The sequence below is a fragment of the Streptomyces sp. GL_141 genome, from assembly GCF_057834385.1.
This window is the reverse complement of the sequence record NZ_CM174402.1, coordinates 8,711,805-8,729,406: the sequence shown is the minus strand read 5'-3', so window position 1 is coordinate 8,729,406 and position 17,602 is coordinate 8,711,805. Positions and strand designations below refer to the sequence as shown.

The following is a 17,602-nucleotide window of genomic DNA, read 5'->3' as shown; positions in this document are numbered from 1 at the left end:
GCGTGGCAGCGAGCAGGGCGCGGTTGGGCCATGGACCCGGCGTTGGAGCCCCGGACGGGGTCGTTGCCGCGCCGAATCGGTGCCTGCGGGTGGCGGTCGGCGGCCCGGCCCTCAGCGGTCCGGTTGCCATGCTGCCGAACACAGTGAGGTCTCGGCCGCCTCGGCGTACAGGGCCGCGCCCAGCCAGGCGCGGGCGAAGTCGGTCGGGTCGGCGGGAAGCAGGCGGCCGAAGGGGTCGCGGGCGCGCCGGGTTGCGGTGCGCTGCAGTTCGGCCAGGAGGTCGGCGGCGGTGGGGAAGGCCGAGCGGCGCAGTTGCCCGGCGTCGGCCGCCAGCGATCCGGGGACGGCCAGGAAGGGGCGCCCGGCGGCGACGGCCTGTTCGAGGCGGCGGCGCAGGAGGTGGAGGGGGGCCGGGTCCGCCTCCCGGCCGGTGGGGGCCTGTGCGAGGGACGGCGGCGGGGCGGAGGGGAGGTCGGCGCGTTGCAGCCGGTCCAGGCCCAGGTCGACCCGCCGGGCGGGATCCGCCGGATGGGCGGCCGCCAGGAGCTGGAGGGTGGGCCGGGAGTCCGGGACGAGGCGGCCGACGACGCGCAGGCGCGTGCCGGGCAGGGTCGCCAGCATCCGGAGGTTGTCGCGGTACGCCAGCGCGGGGTGGTCGTGGGCCGCGGTGAGGCGGAGCGTCAGGTCGTCGCACAGGGCGAGGAGGCAGTCGCCGCCGGTCTCGCGGGCGGGGCCCAGGATCGTCACGTCGAGGAAGAGCAGGTCGCCGCCGGGAGCCTCGGAGTGCAGGGCGCGCGCGGCCTGTCCTGCGGCCGGCGGGGCCCACAGGGCGGCGATGGGTTCGTCCGTCCAGGCCGCGCCCGCCGCCTGGACCGCCTTGCTCCCGGAGCCCGCGCCGAGGCGGCCGGTGGGCGAAACGGTGGCCCCGGACAGGGCGAGCCCGGCGTGGGACAACTGGCGGTGGGTGAGCGCGGTATCGCCCAGGCGTACGGTGCGCCCGGCTGCCGCCGTGGCACGGCCGGGGCCGCCCGGGGCGATGTCCGAGACGGTGTAGAGGCAGCCGTCGGCGGCGGCGGTCCAGGTGATGGCACCCGCGTAGCCGCCGGCGGTGATCAGGGGTTCGGTGAACAGGCCGTACAGGCGCAGGGATCCGTTCGGTACGTAGGTCTGCCGGGCGGTGCCGCGCAGGGCGGCCAGTTCGGGGCCGGTGGCGTCGGCCAGCCGGTGGGCGGTGCCGAGCAGTTCGCGGACGGCTGCCGTGAGGTCGGCGAGGCGGTGGGCGGGGTCGGCGGAGCGGGCGGAGCGCAGCGCGGTGACGACGGAGACGGCGGCCGCGGCCGGGCGGGGCATGCCGCCGAGCTTGGCGGTGTGGGCGGCCCGCAGCAGTTCGGACTGCAGGACGGCTCCGGCGCCTTCGATGCCCGTGTCCAGCACGGCGGCGCCCGCGGCCCACAGGTGGCCGGCCGCGGCACGCTGATCGGGGGTGGCCACGCTCTCCTCGGCCTCCGGCGGCTCCGGGGGGCCGGCTTCCTCGGCGGAGGGTGATTGCCCGGCGTCCGCGTCGGAGGACGGGCCGGCCAGGGGGTGGGCCACCGGCGCGGCGGACGCGATCGCCGCCCGGTGCAGGCAGCCCGGGGCGAGGAGGCAGCCGCAGCGGATCGCGTCCGCCGTGGCCACCACCCCGGCGGGGGCGTGGAGTTCCAGGCCGGTCTCGTCGTCGACCACGATCCGTACGGTGTCGCCGTCGCGGGTGACGGGCCGGTCGGCGATCTTGGTGATGGCGGCGTCGAGCCGCTTGCGCAGCCTGGGCGAGAGCGCGCCGACGATCTCGGCGGTCACGGCGGGCGCGACGGCTGGCAGGTGCTGGTGGTGCTGGCTCATGCGATCTTCTCCCCTACCCAGCGGGCGAGTTCGAGCGGGCTGAGGGCGGCGACCGGCATCCCGGCGGCGACGAGCTGCCCGGCGACACCGGTCGAGTACCGGGGGCGGCCGGCGTCGTCCAGGCTCGCGCAGCCGAGTACATGGCACCCGGCTCCGACGAGGGTGCGCACCTCGGAGAGGAGCCCGCCGACCGGATGGCCCTCCTCGAAGTCGCTGATCACGACGACCAGGGTGCGGGACGGCACGGTCACCAGGGTGCGGGCGTGGCGCAGCCCGGCGGCGATGTGGGTACCGCCGCCTACCCGTACCTCCAGCAGCAGGGACAGCGGGTCGTGCACGTGGTCGGTGAGGTCGATGACCTCGGTGGAGAAGGCGAGGAAGTGGGTGGAGACCGTGGGTACCCCGGCCAGGACGGCAGCGGTGAGGGCCGACCAGATGGTGGAGGCCTCCATGGAGCCGGAGACGTCGGTGACCAGGATCAGCCGCCAGTCGGAGGCGCGCCGGGCCCGGGAGCGGAACACCGGGTGTTCCGGGATGACCTGGACGCTGCCGTCGGGGGTCCGGCGCGCGGTGGCGAGGTTGGCCCGCAGGGTGCGGGCCAGGTCGAGCTGTCCGCCGGGGCGTCGGCTCGGGCGGGGCAGCGTCATGCCCGTCAGGGCGGGTCGCAGCCGGGTGGCCAGCTGGCGGGTGAGTTCGTCGACGAGCCTGCGGACCAGGGGGCGGAGTGCGCCGAGCCGGGCCTCGGGGAGGCCGCCCGCGTGCTGGAGGACCGTGCGCAGCAGGTCGACGGAGGGGCGGACCGCGGCGGGGTCGAGTTCGCCCAGGACGTCGCGGCGGCCGGCCGCGGCGGCCGCGGCGAGGACCTCCTCTCGGATGCCGGGGCCGAAGAGGGCGGACAGTTCCTCGGACCATTCGCGGACGCCGGGGTAGGGCGCCTGGCGGCCGCGGCGGTTGCCCGAGCCGAGATCGCCGCGGGAGCCCTCGCCCCGGCCGTTGCCGTACAGCTCGTCCAGTGCGGTGGCCAACGGTGCCGCCGATGCGGGCAGTTGGTCGGTGCGGCGGCCGAGCACCAGTCGCCAGCGGTCGGCGGGGGCCAGGACGCGGTCCCCCGCGGGTGCGGCGGGCGCCGCCGGGAATGCTGCCGGTGGCAGGCCTGCCCGCTGTGCGGCCGCGCGGCCGGCCGTGCCGCCGGGCGCGGCGGCATCCCGGGCCGGTGGGTGGCCAGGGGCGTGCGGCGGCGTACTGGTCTGATCAGGGGGCGTGGGCTCCGCCAGGGGGGCTGGTGACGGTTCGCCGGGGCGGTGTTCGGCGCCCTGCGGCGGCGTCGCGTACGGTCCGCAGACCTCGGGACCCGCCGGGAGGGCGGGGGGCAGGAGGCCCAGCCGGGCCAGGGTCTCGCGGGCGGCCAGGTCGGCGCGGGTCCACAGCGCCAGCGCGGCCGGGTCGATGCCGTCCGTGTCGGTGACCAGGCCGGCCGCGTCGCCGAGCCGGTCGTCCACCGCCGCGAGCAGCCGGTCGCGGGAGGCGGGGCTGAGGGTGTCGAAACCGCCGCGCAGCGCGGGCAGGCGGTCCAGGAAGGCGGTGTCCGCGAGGTCGGTGACGCGGTCCAGCACCGGATCGAGGACGGGGGCCATGGTCTCCAGGAGCGGGGCGGCCGCGGTGAGCAGGCCGGTGAGGCGGGCGGTCAGCGCGGTCCGGGTGGCGGCGTCGGTGGCCGCGTCCACCCAGGACGCGGTACGGGTGCCGAAGGCGTGGGCGTCCTCGTGGCCGAGCAGGACGCGAACGGCTCCGGCCGCGGCGGACATCAGCGGCGAGCCGTCGGCGGCCAGCCGGGTGAGGGCGTCGGTGAGCCGGATCCCGCCGAAGACGTCCGCACGGTGGGCGAGTTCGAGCAGTGCGCGAGCGTCTTCGGGGTCGTCGGAGCCGGTGAGGCCGTCGACCTGGCGGACGGCGGCGGAGGTGAGCAGTTCGCCGGCCGCCGCCGACCGCGCGGCGCGGTCCGGGTCGGGGCCGAGGCCGGCGACGTGGCCGGCCCGGATGCGGTCCAGCAGGCCGAGGGCTGCCAGCAGTTGGGGCAGCGTGCCGGTGGCCGGGACGACCTCGCCCAGTTCCGTGAGCCGTTCGTCGGCCAGCGCGGGCAGTCCGCAGGCGGCGGCTTCCGCGAGGCCGTCGATGCTCTGGGCAGCGGTGGGCCCGCCGTCGGCCTGTTCGGCGCGGCGCCGTTCGCGCAGCAGGCCTTCGGCGGCCTGGGCGGGGGTGACGCCGCGGATTCCGGCGGCGGTGAGCATGGCGGCGGTGGCCGGGGTCCAGCGCACCTCCCACCGGGTGGTCACGGCCTCGCCTGCGCCCGTGCCCGTGACGGACGTCGACGTGGCGTAGGGGATGCCGCAGACCGTCAGGCGGCGCAGCAGGAGCTCACGGCGGCGGTCGAGGTCCGAGCGCAAGGGGTCGAGCCGCAGGTCGCGGGCGGCGGGGCCGGTGTCGGCGGGGCCGGGCAGACCCAGGGCCGCGACCTCGTCCTCCACGGCCGGCGCCAGACCGCTGCGCGGGGCGGCGGGCGCGGGCCGGCCGGAGCGGGTGCCGACCAGGACCCGTTCCAGCGATCGGGCGACCGCGCGACCGCGGCCGAGCGGTTCGCCCTGGGTCAGTACGGTCTGCACGGCCTCGATGAGTTCGCCTCGGCCGGGCGCGGGCAGGCCGCGCAGCCGGGCGAGGTCGCCCGCCAGCCGGACGATCTCGCGGGCGTCCGCGGGCCCCGAGGGGTGGTCCTGCGCGCGCAGTTCGCCGCAGATCCGCACGGCCGTGGTGAGCAGTGCCTCGTCGATGGCGGCCGGACGGCCCGCCGCCTCCAGGACGAGGTGCTGCCATTCGGGGTCGCGGATGCCGGCCGGGTAGCCGGACCGCTCGTCGAGCAACGGATAGGTGTACGGGATGAGGGAGACGGTCCAGGCCAGACCGCTGGGGAGCGCGTCCTCGGGCGGTACCGGTGCCAGTACTGGGCCCGGTCCTGGGCCCAGCAGCGCCGGGGTGTGGAAGGCGCCCACGACCACGGCGGCCCGGCGGCCGGCGGCCGTGGCCTCGTCGATCCGGGCACGCATCCAGCGCTCGCGGGACAGGTCCGACTCGGCGACCGCCCCGGCCCGTTCGGCGTCGTGCCGCAGTGCCCAGCCCGTGAGCAGGGCGGCGCGGCGCAGCGCCTCGGGCAGTGAGTCGGGGGCGGCGGTTTCCACCAGGCGGTCCCACAGGTCCTCGCCGGGACGGCCGGTGAGGCGGGCGGCGAGCGCCTCGCGCAGCCCGGGTCCTTCACGGCCCGCCCCGGCCGGGCGCCGGGGCTCGTGCCGGGCCGGGGCGGACAGCGGCAGGTCGCAGGCGATGACCGGGACGTCGTGGCGGGCGGCCCAGCGCAGGGCGACGAGTTCGGGAGAGAAATCGGCGAACGGGTAGAAGGCGGGCCCGCACCCGTCCCCGGCGCCGTCCCTGCCGGAGCCGGCGGGGACGGCGGCCAGGGCGACGGGGGCCCGGGTGTCGGGGTGGGCGAGCCAGGGCAGCCACTCCTGCAGATCCGCGGGGAGCTCTACGAGCAGCACCTCGGGCTTCGCCGCGTCCAGTAGTTCCGGCATGACGGCGGCGAGCGACGGCGCGTGGTGGCGCACGCCGATGAGGTACGGGGCGGTGGGGTCGGTCAGGGCCTCCACCGCCTCGTCCGGAGTCATGGCGGGGGTGGTGGAGTCGGGTAGGCCGGTGGAGTCGCGTAGGGCGGTGGAGGCTTCCGCAGGGGTGGTGGCGGCCGGGGACGGAACGGTCATGGCGTCAGCTCTCCAGGGCCGGGCGCAGGTCCCACAGGGTGCGCCAGGTCGCCGAGCCCTGCTCGGCGCGGCGGCGCACCGCGCCGTCCCAGTAGCCCAGCAGCCGCGCGGCGTCGGCCGGGTCGTCCTTGCGGACCACGCCCAGCAGGTGGCCGGGGAGCAGGGACAGCACGTCCCGGTCGCCGGGGAAGTACGCGGCTGCCAGGGCCAGCGAACCGGCCACGGACACCGCTTCCGCGGTGCTCATCACCGTGGAGGGGCGCTCGACATCCCAGCCTTCGGCCGACCGCCCGTCCCGCAGGTCCCGGAAGGCGGTCACGAGGGCTTCGAGGATCGCGTCGTCCACCTGGAAGGGGGCACCGGCCCGGGTGACGGCCGCGTGGGCCTGGCGGCGTACCAGGGCGGTCTCGGCGTCCAGGTCGCCGATGGGGCCGACGGTCTCGAAGTTGAAGCGGCGCTTGAGGGCCGCGGACATCTCGGAGACGCCCCTGTCGCGGAGGTTGGCGGTCGCGATGAGGGTGAAGCCGGGGGCGGCGTGGGCGAGAGCGTCGGCGCTGCCGGCGAGCTCCGGGACGGCGATGCGCCGTTCGGACAGGAGCGAGACCAGGGCGTCCTGGACCTCGGGCAGGCAGCGGGTGATCTCCTCGACGCGGGCCACCGCGCCACGGGTCATGGCGGTGAGGACCGGGGAGGGCACCAGGGCCTGCCGGGTGGGGCCCTGGGCCAGGAGGAGCGCGTAGTTCCAGCCGTACTTGAGCTGGTCCTCGGTGGTGCCGGCGGTGCCCTGGACCACCAGGCCGCTGGTGCCGCACACGGCGGCGGACAGCAGCTCGGAGAGCATCGACTTGGCGGTTCCGGGCTCGCCGACGAGCAGCAGCCCGCGCTCTCCGGCGAGGGTGACGACGCAGCGTTCCACCAGGGCGCGGTCGCCGACGAACTTCTGCTCGACCACCAGCTTGCGCGGGACGCCGTCGGGCGCCGCGGCGCCCTCGGGCAGCCGCAGGGCCTCCCCCGCGCTGCCCATCACGAAGGTGACGACGGCGCGCGGGCTCAGCAGCCAGGCGGGCGGGCGGGGGCCGTCGTCGTAGGCGGCGAGGAAGGCCAGCTCGGTGGCGTGGCGGTCCTCGGGCGGGCTGACCTGCCGGGCGGACGCGGGTGCGGGTGCGGGTGCGGTGGTTTCGGTGGTGTCGGTGGTCATCGGCGGCGGCCCTTCCGGGTGGCACGGGTGGTGAGTTCTTCGAAGGCGGGGGCGTCGCCGTCCTTGACGCGGCCCCATGCGCGGGCGAACAGGGCGGGCACCGGCAGGTGCGGCACGGCCCGGGTGTGGTCGCGGAGCGGGTAGAGGGGTTCCTTCCAGGTCTCCACCGGCAGGGCGGGGGCCTTGAAGTCGTGCCAGCCGCAGGGCAGGAACAAGGTCCGGCCCGCGCGGGACCGCTTGGCTTCCAGGACCAGGCCGGTGGCGGCCAGTTCGGTCCTGGCCTTCTTCGACCGGCCCGGCGTCCAGCCGGTCCACCGGGCGCGGTCGCGGTCGGTCGGGTCGGGCAGTGCGAGCAGTTGCAGGTAGAGCGCGGCCGCGTCGTCGCCCAGCCCGTGGGTCGCGGCCACCTCGGCGACCAGCTCCGGGACCGAGCGGGCTGGGTCCTGGGCGTAGCCGGTGAAGCCGCCGGGAGCCGCCCCGGCCAGGACGGCCTGTTCGAGGTCGTCGCCGAGCAGGGCCCGCACGGCGGCCAGGGAGTGGCCGCGGCCCGGGCCGACCAGCCCTTCGAGCAGCCCGAGGACGGGGTCGTCGGCGCCGGTGATGCCGGCCGTACGCACCAACGTCATCTCGGTGTCGCCGTACCAGGGGCGCAGCACGAGGGCGTCCCCGAGCCGGGTGAGGCCGTCGGCTCCGGCGCCTCCCGTCGCGGGCAGGCCGTACGCGGTGCGCAGCGGGACCGCGGTGGCGGTGCCCTTCTCCGTCCACTCCACGTCCAGGTCGAGGATGAGGCCGGGGTCGGCCAGGCGCCGGCGCAGCGCGGCGAGTCCGGCGGGCAGGTGGGCGCGCAGCGGATGGCCGTACGGCAGTCCGTAGGCGAGCCCGCTGAGCGCGGCCACCGCGCTGGTGAGGTGGCTGCGGCCCGGGACCGCGGCCGGGTCCTCCGCCACGAGGTGGCCGTCCTTGTCGAGCCGCATCGGGGTGGTGCGGCTGAGCCACGCGGTGGTGCCGGGGTTGAGGACGGCTTCCGCGGACGCCACGGAGACACCGGCCAGGACGTCTCCCAGCTCCTCCGGCAGCCGGACCAGCGATCCCAGGCGCTCCGCCCAGGCCTTGGCGGCCGCGGCGGTGTCGGGGCCGGTCTCCCACAGGTCGGCGGGGTCGGCGGGGAGCAGCGCGTCCAGCAGTGCCAGCCGGTTGGTGCCGCCGAGCGCGCTCAGCCTGGCGTCGGCCCGTTCGGCCTGCCGGGCCTTGAGGCCCACCAGGGCCAGCCCTGCCGCGTCGAGTTCACCGGTCCCCGCCGCGACGAGGAGGGCAGCCTGTGCGGGCCCGATGCCGGTGGCGGCGTCGAGTGTGACGGGCGCCTCGGGCCGCCACGGCGCGGCGCCGTGCTCGCGGACGAGGCGGATCAGCGGGAGCAGGCGCTCGTGCGGGAGGGCGGGGGTGTAGCGCTGGTCCTCGTGGTGGGTGAAGCCGCCGATCTGGCCGAAGGCCCCTTCCGGGTCGTGGTCGAGGGCGAGCCAGTGGACGCGGTCGTTGCGCTGGGTGTGCTCCCGGCCGAGGATCACCACCGTGCGGTCGCCGCGGCGCAGCACCTGGCCGATCCGCTGCTTCTTGCCGACCTGGTCCTCGCTGTCCTCCTCGCACAGCAGGACCTGCCGCAGGGCGCCCGCGGGGTTGGCGAGCGGGCCGGTGGCGACCGCTTCCAGGAGGAGCAGCAGCGCCTCCCGGTGTTCACCGGTGGTGGTGGGGGCGGCGGCGCGGTAGGCGAGGGGGGCCAGGGCGTCCAGGAACGGCAGCCAGCCCAGGTCGATGCCGGGGACGGTGTGGGTCTCGCTCGTCCAGCCGTCGCCGAGTGCCGGCAACGCGGTGGGGTCGGGCAGCGGCTTGCCGTCGGCGGGCTTGCCGGACAGGACCTGGTTGACGGAGAGGATCTGCTGGAGGCCGCTCCACTTCGCTTCGCGCCCCCAGTAGCCGTATCTGCCCGGCGCGGCGATCCCGTCCACGGCGGCGGTCAGGGTCGCGTCGTCCCCGTGGACGGGCCGGTGGTCGGCGTACATGCCGTCGCCGTGCCGCTTCCCGCCGTGCGGGTCGTCCCGCGGGGGTGCGACGTACGCGGCGATGTCGGCGCGATGGCGGGCGGCCGTCCGCACGAGCACGCTCACGCCGGTGAGCAGCCGGGCGTCGGTCAGCGCGGGGAGCGCCGTGGCGACGGCTGCCTCTATGAGCTCGTCCGCGGAGGGGCCGTCGTACGACTTGTCGGCGGCGACCGCGGCCTTCCGCCCGGCCAGTGCCGTGGCGACGGCGTCGAGGAGGGTCGCGATCTGCGCGTCGGTGACCGCGCGCAGGGCGGCCGAGCCCCGCTCGTCGCGCGGGCGCAGGGCGTGCCAGAACGCGGGCGGCGGGACGTACCGGGTGCCGGCGGCGTACTCGCCGCCCTGCTCTCCCAGGGGGACCGATCCCAGCGCGTCGGTGGTGACGGCGCCCGCCGGATAGAACTCGACGGTGCCGCCGACGACGGCGGCGAGGGGCGCGGCTCCGCCCGGCAGCCGCAGGGCGCCCAGCGGTACGGGGTGGTCCCGGCGGCCCGGCGCGACGGCCAGGGTGACGGTCCGCCCGTCGGGGGTTCCGGAGGTGACCCGGCGGTCGGGGTCCTGTCCCTCGGTGCGCACCCAGCGCCCCAGGACGGTGCCGTCGGTGCCGAACGGCGTGGTCTCCAGGCCCGGGAACAGCGGCAGGACCTCGCATTCCCCGGTCACGAGGCGGGCGTCGTCGCGGATTCCCGACTGCAGGAAGGCGGGCAGCGAAGCACGCCCGTGGGTGCCGCCCTCCGGGTCGTACTCGACCCAGCAGTGGTCGCGGCCCTGCTTGCCCTGGCGCCAGTGTCCGGTGCCGTCGCCCAGCACGGGGCGGGTGGACGGCAGGGTGGTGTCGCCCGCGTGCAGGGTGCGGCCGCCGGTGGCGCGGCCGCCGCCGGGCAGCGGCAGCGACGGGGAGCCGACGTCCTGCCCGTTCCACCACTGCGGCAGCTGCTCGCCGCCGAGGGTGAAGGGTTCGCCGGGGCGGTTCGACCAGTACGCGCGCTGCTTGCCGTCCTCCGCCCAGATGACCAGCAGTTCGCCGTCGGTGTACCGGAAGCGGGGGCGCCGCCAGCGGTCCAGGTCGGCGGGCAGGCGCAGCTCGTGTTCGAGCAGCACCCCTTCGGGGCCGACGACGACGGCCGTGTGGCGGTTGGCGAGGACCAGGGCGGGCCAGGCCTCGGCGACCACCATCCAGTGGTGCTGGTCGGACCGGTCGGTGTCGAGCCGCCGGTACGTCTCCTCCAGGGCGGGCCAGCCCAGTTCGTCCAGAACGCCGGCGCGCAGGGAGGCCCCGAGGACCGGCGCCAGGTCGTGGGCGGCGATCCGGGCGATGGCCTCCGCGTTGACCTGGCCGGCGACCGCACGGAAGGACGACAGGCGCCGGAGCGCCGCTCGCGAACCGGGCAGTCCCGCCGCCCCGGTGAGTTCCGCGGCGCGATCGCGCAGCCAGTCGTGGAGCACGGCGCCGAGCACCGGGTGGGCGGCGATCGCGGCGAGCACGGTGTCCTTCGAGCGATGGCCGTTCATGCCGTTCAGCGCGTCGTACAGCAGTCCGCGCAAGCGGGGGCGGCCGGCGACGGCCGTCAGGTCGCGGCGGCCCGGGGTGTCGTCGCCGATCCAGCGCTCCAGCGGGAGGTGGACGTTGGCGCCCGCCGCCGGTTCGGTGACGGGGATGTCCCAGGCGACGCAGGCGTCGAGCAGGTCCAGGTCGGCGCCCGCGTGCCAGCGTCCCTGGAAGAGGTCGACGGGGCGGCCGTCGGCGCGCAGCCGGGGGGCCATGCGCTCGACGAGGGCCAGGGTGCGCGGGCAGCGCTCCGAACTGGACGAGCCGTGCTTGCGGTGCAGGGCCCAGCGGCTGAGCCAGTCCGCGGGGTCGACGCCGTCCGTGCTCTCCGCGTCGGTGAGCAGGGCGTCGGTGAGCAGGGCGTCCGCGCCCGTCTCCGCGAGCAGCGACAGCCAGGCCTCGTCGGCCTTCCGGTCGTCGCCGAGGCCGGTCGGCATGATCTCCAACAGGCGGGTACGGATCTCCGGTCGTGCGGCGGCGAGCGCCACCAGGGGCGGGCGGTAGGCGGTCCAGAACGACGCGGGGGCCCGGACGATGCTCGGTGAGGTGATCAGGTCGCCGACGAAGGCGCTCTCGGCGGTCTCCCGGTCCAGGCCGGCGGCCTTGACGAGCGCGCGGGCGTCCAGCGGCAGGGCGGCGTACGGCGCCATGCCCGCACCGCAGCGTTCGACGGCGAGCTGCCGGAACTGCGCCCAGGCCTCGGCCGGGTCGAGGCGACGCGACAGGTCCTGCGCATGGTCCTTGAGCGCCTTGACGGTCAGGGCCCCGGCGAAGGCGAACTCCAGGAAGACGGCCCGCTGTCGCTCCTCGTCGACCGGCAGGCCGTGGACGCGCTCGGCGGCGCGCGCCTTGCCGAAGAGCGTCGCGGCGTAGGTGCTGTTGTCGTGCTGGAGGAAGACGCGCGCGGCCTGCTCGTAGAACGTCGGCAGGAAGTGCGGTACGGCGCGGCCGAGCCGGGTGGCGAGTGCCTCGAAGCCGTCCTTGGCGGCGCCGGCCCGGGACTTGGCCTGGCGGGCCAGCCGTTCCATGTCCTTGACCAGGGCCAGCGCGTGGTGGCCGTTGGCCGGATCGTTGACGAGGGCCCAGGCGGGGAAGCCCAGTGTCTCGCGGCGCACTTGCCCCACCTCGGGAGCGTCGGGCTCACGGGCGAGTCCGAGGAAGTCCAGTGCCAGGTCCTCGGCCTCGCCCAGGGTGCCCGCCACCAGGCGCACCACGCGCCGTTCGTTCAGGGCCGGGTGGGTGTAGGTGCGGGCGGTGAGGGTGTCGGCGTCGTCGCGGGCGACGGTGCCGGCGCGCAGGATCGCGCCGGCGTCCAGCAGGGCCGCGGCCCGGGTGATGTCGTCGGTGTTCATGCCGCCTGCTCCTCGTCCTCGATGTCGCGTCCCGCGTACAGGGCCGCCGCCATGCGCATGCCTTCCGACCAGGCGACCGGGCCGACTTGTCCGGCGGCCAGTGCCCGGCCTGCGGCGTCGGTCCAGGTCAGCGAGCCGGTCTCGGTCCGCTCGTAGCTGTCGTAGTCGCCGATCCAGATGCGCGCCTCGACCGTCGCGCCGTCCTCGACGACCGGGCATACCGCCTGGCCGCCGCGGGCCCGGTAGCCGAGCTGGGTGGTGCGCCCGTGCAGGAACCGCAGTTCCTTGAAGGCGCCGCCCGCGTAGTCCTCGACTGCGGCGGTCTCCGGGTCCAGGTCCGCCGGGCGGTGCCAGACCTCGCGGAAGAGCTGCTGCACCCGCTGGTCCACCGTGAGTTCGACCGCGAACTCGCGGAGTTCTTCCAGGTCCGCCAGCAGTACCGGGTGCGGGATGCGGACCAGTTCGGGGCTGATGCGCACCGTGTCGCCGTCGAGGTCGACCAGGCCGAGGCCCCGTACGGGGTCGGCGTCACGCAGGAATCCTGCGACTTCGCCGTCCTCGCCCGTGACGACGAGGTCGTACAGTGCGGAGCGCCAGGCCGTGTCCTGCCACACCCGGGCGATGACCGCGACGGGGACGGGCAGCGAGCGCACCATCCAGCGCTCCACGTCGGCGACGCACTGGCGTTCGTGCCGATCCAGCCACTCCACCAGCTGGCGCAGTCCGACCACGGCCGGGTCGTCCGCGAGTTTCCCCGGGACCGTCTTCAGCCGGCGACCCGCCGCATTGCGGCAGACCACTTTCCCGTCGTCGAGGGCGACTTCGTAGTCGCCGGCCGGAACCCACCCCATGTGCTGTCTCCTCGGTCAGACAGCCTGGTCCGGGGCATGGCACGGCATGGCACACCCCCGGTCGCAGCGCCGCCGCGATCACGTTGGTGTGACTCTAGGGGCAGCCTCGGACAATGCTTCCGGCAGCGTCACGGGGAGGGCGGATCACCATCGGGCCGAGTGGCCCCGTGCCTGCGCTGTTCTTGGCTCCGCGTACGGTCTGCGCATGGTTGATCAGAGACCCCCCTTGTCATCGGTGTCCGAATTCGCGGTCTGGGAGCCCGTGCTGCGGCTCATGCTGATCGGCGGCGGCGACACGGACCGGCGTGCCGGCCGGTCGGCCCGCGTCGCGGGACGCATCGGCCAACACGGCTGGAGCCTGGCCCATCGGGGATCCATGTCGTCGACGGCGCGGATCGCGGTGGAGGGCATACAGAGGGCGCTCGCGCGCGGCGGAGTCCAGGAGATCGCGTTCAGGGCGGAGACCCACCCGGACGGAAGGACCACGCTCGGCCTGGTCTGGCCGAGCCCGGCCGTGGAACCCGCCGTGGGTTACCCGGACCTGGGGGTGCTCGTCCTGGCCGACGGCTTCCTTCCCGAGCCCTGGCTCCGCTGTCCCGATCCGGTGCCCGGGGCGGCGCCGGCGCCATCGGCCGATCCGGAACTGCTGGAGCGCACGCTCCGCGAACGGCTGCCGGGTGCCATCGGCGCGACGGAGGAGGAGATCGCTGCCGCCGAAGCTCGCCTCGGTGTCACCTTGTCCGATGAACTCAAGGCGCTCTACCGGGTGACACGCGTGTACGGCGGCGGCGACGGCGACGCCTTCGACTTCGAGGAGGCGGACCGGGCAGGCGGGGCGGTCGGCTGTGAGCTGTCCAGCCTGGAGCACCTGGAGAGCATCGACGGGGCGGTCCGTCACCCCGGCTGGGACATCGGCGCGACGCGTACGGTCAGTACCGCGCCCGATGCCGCCGTGCAGGGCCTGGCCGGCTCGCCGGGCTGGATCGGCTTCGGGAGCAACGGCGGCGATACGTTCACGGTCGACCTGACTCCCGGCCCGGCCGGTTACTTCGGGCAAGTCATCCTGGTCGACCACGAGCAGAGCCTCGGCGCCGAGCTCGTTGCCGATTCCCTCACCGACTTCGTCCTGGGCCGGATGCGGGAAGAACACCGTGACCGCAGCGGAGACAAGCTTCCCGCGGCGGCCAGAGTCGGCACCGGATGCCTGGAGAGCATTCAATCTGCCGCCCACCCCGCCCTGGAGGTCCTGGCCATCGGCACCTGGGACGGCACACCCTTCAGCCTCGCCCCGGTCATGGGACTCCCCCGTCTGCGCACTCTGACCGCCATGCCCGGCACACTGGCCGACCCCCTGGAGGTCGCGGGGCTCATCGACCTGGAATTCCTGGAACTCGGCGCGCACGAATGGCGCATCCTCCTGGACGCCCGAGCCGTACCGCGCACTCTGAAAGCCGCAGCCATCAAGGTGCGGGACCAGAACCACCTGCCCGTCGTGGCCCTCGCCAACGACATCCTGGCCCTCTGGGACCGGCCCCAGATCGTACAAACGCTCCTTACGGGAGACCTCGGCCCCGCAGCCCGGTGATGACGTCGTCGAGAGCTTCGGCGAGGCGAACGGTGTCGTCGTGGGTGAACGGGACGGGCAGTCGGGGAGTTCGGGCAGGGTGATGTGCCGCAGCCTCGTCGTGCACCGTGCCCTCGTACCCCACGCGTCACGGACTGCCCACCGCCGCCGGCTTGTGCGGGTCTCGGAGGCGTCAGGTCTCGCGGGTGCCGTGCAGGAGGCCGGCGCGCTCGGCGCACAGGGCTGCCTGGACTCGTCCGGTGACTTCGAGTTTGGTCAGGATGGTGCTGACGTGGTCCTTGACGGTGCCGTGGGCCAGGTGAAGGCGCAGACCGATGTCCGTGTTCGAGAGGCCTGCCGCGAGGAGAACCAGCACGGTGCGCTCCCGTGGCGTCAGCTGCCCGGTGCGGTCGGTCTCGGGTGTGCGGGTCGTGTGGTGGAGGAAGCCGTCGACGACGACGCGGCTGATGTCGGAGGACACCATGGTCCAGCCGCTCGCGAGGAAGCGGACCAGGGCCGGGAAGCGCTCGGGATCGGTGTCCTTGAGGATGTAGCCGCGGGCGCCGCTGCCCAGGGCGAAGGCGACCAGGTCTCCGGCCGTGTACCGGGACAGGACGCACACCGCCGGCCGGACTGGGCCGGATGGAAGCGGTCGCGATGTTCGCCCATGGGCGGGGCAGTACGGAGGTCGCGAAGGAGTTACGGGTCAGCGTGCGATCGGTTCAGCGGTGGCGTCGTGCTTGGCTCGAGGCCGGCCAGAGCGGGGTCCGTTCTCAAGGCCCGGCGTCCCGGCCGAAGCTGAGTGACGCGGTGTTCGCCGTGCTCGAGGAGGAGCTGGCGAAGGGTCCGGTCGCGCATGGCTGGTCTGATCAGAGATGGACGCTGGCCAGAATCAAGACGTTGATCGGCCGGCGGTTCCACAAGTCCATGACGCTGTCGGGTATCTCGCAGATGCTGCGGAGGCACGGCTGGAGCCATCAGGTTCCGGCTCGTCGGGCCGTCGAGCGTGACGAGGCGGCGGTGGCCGGCTGGGTGAAGGACGTGTGGTCGCACGTGGAACCACCGCGGCGGCGCTCGGGGCCTGGATCGTCTTCGAAGACGAAGCCGGATTCTCGATGACGCCGCCGACCTCCCGCACCTGGGCCCGACGCGGAACCACACCGGTCATCGGGGTCCGTGGACGATCCCAGCGTCGCTTCTCCATCGCAGCCCTGTGCTGCTACAAACCCGGCGAACGCTCCCGCCTCGTCTACCGGCCCAAACGGCATACCGATCACAAGAGCGGAGGTCGCAAGAGCTTTGCCTGGACCGAGTACCGCGACCTTCTCATCGCCGCCCACCAGCAGCTCGGCGGACCGATCGTCCTCGTATGGGACAACCTCAACGTCCACAAAGACCGCCGCACGCGGGCCTTCATCGAGGAGCACGACTGGATCACCGCCTACCATCTGCCGCCCTACGCACCCGACCTCAACCCTGTCGAAGGCATATGGTCCATCCTCCGCAGGACCAGCCAGGCGAACACCGTCTTCACCGACCCCGACCACCTCATGCGCCGGCTACGACACGGCCTACGCCAGATCCAATACCGCAGCGACATCATCGACGGATGTCTCACCGGCACCGGACTCACCCTGACGACACCACGACTACAAGGTCAGTAAGTGAAAGGGTGTTGCCTATCCGGCCGGAGCGGGGAGAGACTGCTTGCGAGCCGAGAGTAGGTGCGCCCGTGGCAGCAGCCGAACCGGAGCACGTCGCCTGGTTGTCCGAGAGGCAGCTGGCCCGAGCCTGGCCGACCATCCGGGCACACTGTCTGGACGCCAGCGCGAATGCCAATGGAGTCCGCAGCAAACTCCATGTAGGGCAGTCCACTTATGGCCCGAGCAAGTGGTGCACGTACCACCCCGCGGACGTCGCCCGGGTGGCCAGGGCGATCGCCGACGGCACCGCGGAGCTCCAGCCGGACTGGCGGAACGACACCCCTGAGGCCAAGCTGCTCGATCAGCGCGAGCGCAGGGAGAACCTGCCCGGTGCCATCGGGTGCGCCCTGCTCGTCGCCGTTCCGTTGGCAATCATCATCGTTCTCCTGATCATCTTGTGGAACGGCTCCGGATCGTCTTAGCCCTCCTACTGGCACTGACCCGCAAGAGCCCGCTCAGTCGAGATCCGCTTCACCGCCCTCCGCCGCAACCGTGCCACCGGCCAGACGTACTGCGGCGAACGGCAGCCCGCCGTACCGGACCCCGGGGCTCAGGAGTGCCCCGCCTGTCTGCGCCTGTGGGCGGAGGAGGAGACCTTCCGCCAGATGTATACCCTGCCCGAGATACGCGCGCACGCGGCAGCACGGGATGCGGATATCCACGGCGTCTTCGAGGAACGAGCGTGGCTGCTGGAACCGGGCGACCGGTACACGCTCTCTGGCTGCGGTGAAGCCCACCATGCGGTCGCCGCCTCCAGGCACCGCTACGACAGCCACATCGACCTCGTCGTCTATCTAACCGGCGAGGACCGCGTCACCGATGCCCGCGTCCACCGCGACCGGCTCCTCGGCATCCAGCGCCCCACCCTGACGACACCACGACTACAAGGTCAGTAGCGGGCGGGGTCCGAGGGCTTCGGGCCGCCTACCCTGCCCAGCGCGTACGTCATGACGGCGGCGACGGCCGCGGTCGCCGCGAGCTCACCCCAGTACGGGCCGATCAGGAACCGGTTGACGAGTACGAGCACGGTGAACGCCACGGTGACGATGATGATTCTGGGCAGCATGGGTGCGGCGTCCTGTCTCACTTGAGGAGGGAGGATATGCAGCCGGTGACCCCGGCCGCGACGGTGTTCACGGCGATCTCCCTGGCCACCTTCTTGTTGACCCGGCCCACGATCAGTGCCGCAGCACCCCCGACACCGGCCCGCAGCAAGCAGTCCTTCGCCGCCTGCGTCATCGGCCGGCCCTCGAGCGCCTTGCAGTACTTCGCCTTGTTCGCCTCATGCTTGTCGAAACAGCACTTGGACACGTTGTACTCCTGCCGCGGATCCACCGCGTTCGCCGGAGCGGCACCGAACGCGACGGCGGCGAGTACCAACGCGGACACAACTCTGATCTTCTTCACTTCATCCCTCAGGTCATACCGGGAACGGAACAAACCTCCCGGTTGGCATGAGCATGGATCCGAGGCCTCCACCTCGGTATCCGCCGAACGTCCCTCACCACCCCCGCCGACCAGCGGGGACACGACACCGGTGGCCGAAAACTGAGTGCGACGGCCCGAAGCCGGGATGCTTGAGCGCTGTGGCCGAGTAGCGCCTTC

The 17,602-nt window shown here is 74.2% G+C and carries 12 protein-coding genes; 4 read left to right on the top strand and 8 right to left on the bottom strand.

Annotated elements, in window-relative coordinates:
• Window positions 1–111: 111 nt before the first annotated feature.
• The 5 genes from AC3IX6_RS38795 to AC3IX6_RS38775 are packed head-to-tail and all read right to left on the bottom strand — an operon-like array spanning window position 112 to window position 12,730.
• The gene (locus AC3IX6_RS38795; protein ID WP_489368003.1) at window positions 112–1,881 is read right to left on the bottom strand and encodes a hypothetical protein; all 1,770 of its coding nucleotides are present in this window, start codon (window positions 1,879–1,881) and stop codon (window positions 112–114) included.
• A complete protein-coding gene (locus AC3IX6_RS38790) occupies window positions 1,878–5,687 on the bottom strand; it encodes a vWA domain-containing protein (protein ID WP_489368002.1) in 3,810 nt (1,269 codons plus the stop codon). Before AC3IX6_RS38790 ends, AC3IX6_RS38795 begins: the two co-directional genes overlap by 4 nt.
• A 4-nt stretch (window positions 5,688–5,691) precedes the next feature.
• Window positions 5,692–6,885 (bottom strand): ATP-binding protein, encoded by a 1,194-nt coding sequence (locus tag AC3IX6_RS38785; RefSeq protein ID WP_489368001.1) that lies wholly within the window; start codon window positions 6,883–6,885, stop codon window positions 5,692–5,694.
• The gene (locus AC3IX6_RS38780; RefSeq protein WP_489368000.1) at window positions 6,882–11,879 is read right to left on the bottom strand and encodes a hypothetical protein; all 4,998 of its coding nucleotides are present in this window, start codon (window positions 11,877–11,879) and stop codon (window positions 6,882–6,884) included. Before AC3IX6_RS38780 ends, AC3IX6_RS38785 begins: the two co-directional genes overlap by 4 nt.
• The gene (locus tag AC3IX6_RS38775) at window positions 11,876–12,730 is read right to left on the bottom strand and encodes a DUF4132 domain-containing protein (protein WP_489367999.1); all 855 of its coding nucleotides are present in this window, start codon (window positions 12,728–12,730) and stop codon (window positions 11,876–11,878) included. The genes AC3IX6_RS38780 and AC3IX6_RS38775 overlap by 4 nt, the downstream gene beginning before the upstream one ends.
• Before the next feature lie 226 nt (window positions 12,731–12,956).
• Here AC3IX6_RS38775 and AC3IX6_RS38770 point away from each other — a divergent pair, with 226 nt between their 5' ends.
• Window positions 12,957–14,315 (top strand): SMI1/KNR4 family protein, encoded by a 1,359-nt coding sequence (locus tag AC3IX6_RS38770; protein WP_489371694.1) that lies wholly within the window; start codon window positions 12,957–12,959, stop codon window positions 14,313–14,315.
• A 172-nt stretch (window positions 14,316–14,487) separates the two neighbouring features.
• Here AC3IX6_RS38770 and AC3IX6_RS38765 read toward each other — a convergent pair whose 3' ends face one another.
• Window positions 14,488–14,916 carry a LuxR C-terminal-related transcriptional regulator gene (locus AC3IX6_RS38765; RefSeq protein WP_489367998.1) on the bottom strand — a complete coding sequence of 143 codons (429 nt, stop codon included), beginning with the start codon at window positions 14,914–14,916 and terminating at the stop codon, window positions 14,488–14,490.
• Between the two features lie 11 nt (window positions 14,917–14,927).
• Here AC3IX6_RS38765 and AC3IX6_RS38760 point away from each other — a divergent pair.
• From AC3IX6_RS38760 to AC3IX6_RS38750, 3 genes are all read left to right on the top strand, one after another.
• Window positions 14,928–15,958, top strand: a protein-coding gene (locus AC3IX6_RS38760) for an IS630 family transposase (protein WP_489371693.1) whose coding sequence is annotated in 2 segments (ribosomal slippage) — window positions 14,928–15,399 and window positions 15,399–15,958 — 1,032 coding nt in all. Because the reading frame shifts where the segments join, the coding sequence is not laid out codon by codon here.
• A 68-nt stretch (window positions 15,959–16,026) separates the two neighbouring features.
• The gene (locus AC3IX6_RS38755; protein ID WP_489367997.1) at window positions 16,027–16,419 is read left to right on the top strand and encodes a hypothetical protein; all 393 of its coding nucleotides are present in this window, start codon (window positions 16,027–16,029) and stop codon (window positions 16,417–16,419) included.
• A 183-nt stretch (window positions 16,420–16,602) separates the two neighbouring features.
• A complete protein-coding gene (locus tag AC3IX6_RS38750) occupies window positions 16,603–16,893 on the top strand; it encodes a hypothetical protein (protein ID WP_489367996.1) in 291 nt (96 codons plus the stop codon).
• Here AC3IX6_RS38750 and AC3IX6_RS38745 read toward each other — a convergent pair.
• Window positions 16,887–17,063, bottom strand: coding sequence for a hypothetical protein (locus AC3IX6_RS38745; RefSeq protein WP_489367995.1), 177 nt, complete (start codon window positions 17,061–17,063; stop codon window positions 16,887–16,889). The genes AC3IX6_RS38750 and AC3IX6_RS38745 overlap by 7 nt on opposite strands.
• 17 nt (window positions 17,064–17,080) lie before the next feature.
• The gene (locus tag AC3IX6_RS38740) at window positions 17,081–17,386 is read right to left on the bottom strand and encodes a hypothetical protein (protein ID WP_489367994.1); all 306 of its coding nucleotides are present in this window, start codon (window positions 17,384–17,386) and stop codon (window positions 17,081–17,083) included.
• Window positions 17,387–17,602 lie beyond the last annotated feature (216 nt).

Coding starts and splice junctions, on each gene's coding strand:
- AC3IX6_RS38785 (WP_489368001.1), bottom strand. CDS start 6,885: ATGACCACCGACACCACCGAAACCACCGCACCCGCACCCGCACCCGCG.
- AC3IX6_RS38790 (WP_489368002.1), bottom strand. CDS start 5,687: ATGACCGTTCCGTCCCCGGCCGCCACCACCCCTGCGGAAGCCTCCACC.
- AC3IX6_RS38775 (WP_489367999.1), bottom strand. CDS start 12,730: ATGGGGTGGGTTCCGGCCGGCGACTACGAAGTCGCCCTCGACGACGGG.
- AC3IX6_RS38745 (WP_489367995.1), bottom strand. CDS start 17,063: ATGCTGCCCAGAATCATCATCGTCACCGTGGCGTTCACCGTGCTCGTA.
- AC3IX6_RS38795 (WP_489368003.1), bottom strand. CDS start 1,881: ATGAGCCAGCACCACCAGCACCTGCCAGCCGTCGCGCCCGCCGTGACC.
- AC3IX6_RS38780 (WP_489368000.1), bottom strand. CDS start 11,879: ATGAACACCGACGACATCACCCGGGCCGCGGCCCTGCTGGACGCCGGC.
- AC3IX6_RS38750 (WP_489367996.1), top strand. CDS start 16,603: ATGTATACCCTGCCCGAGATACGCGCGCACGCGGCAGCACGGGATGCG.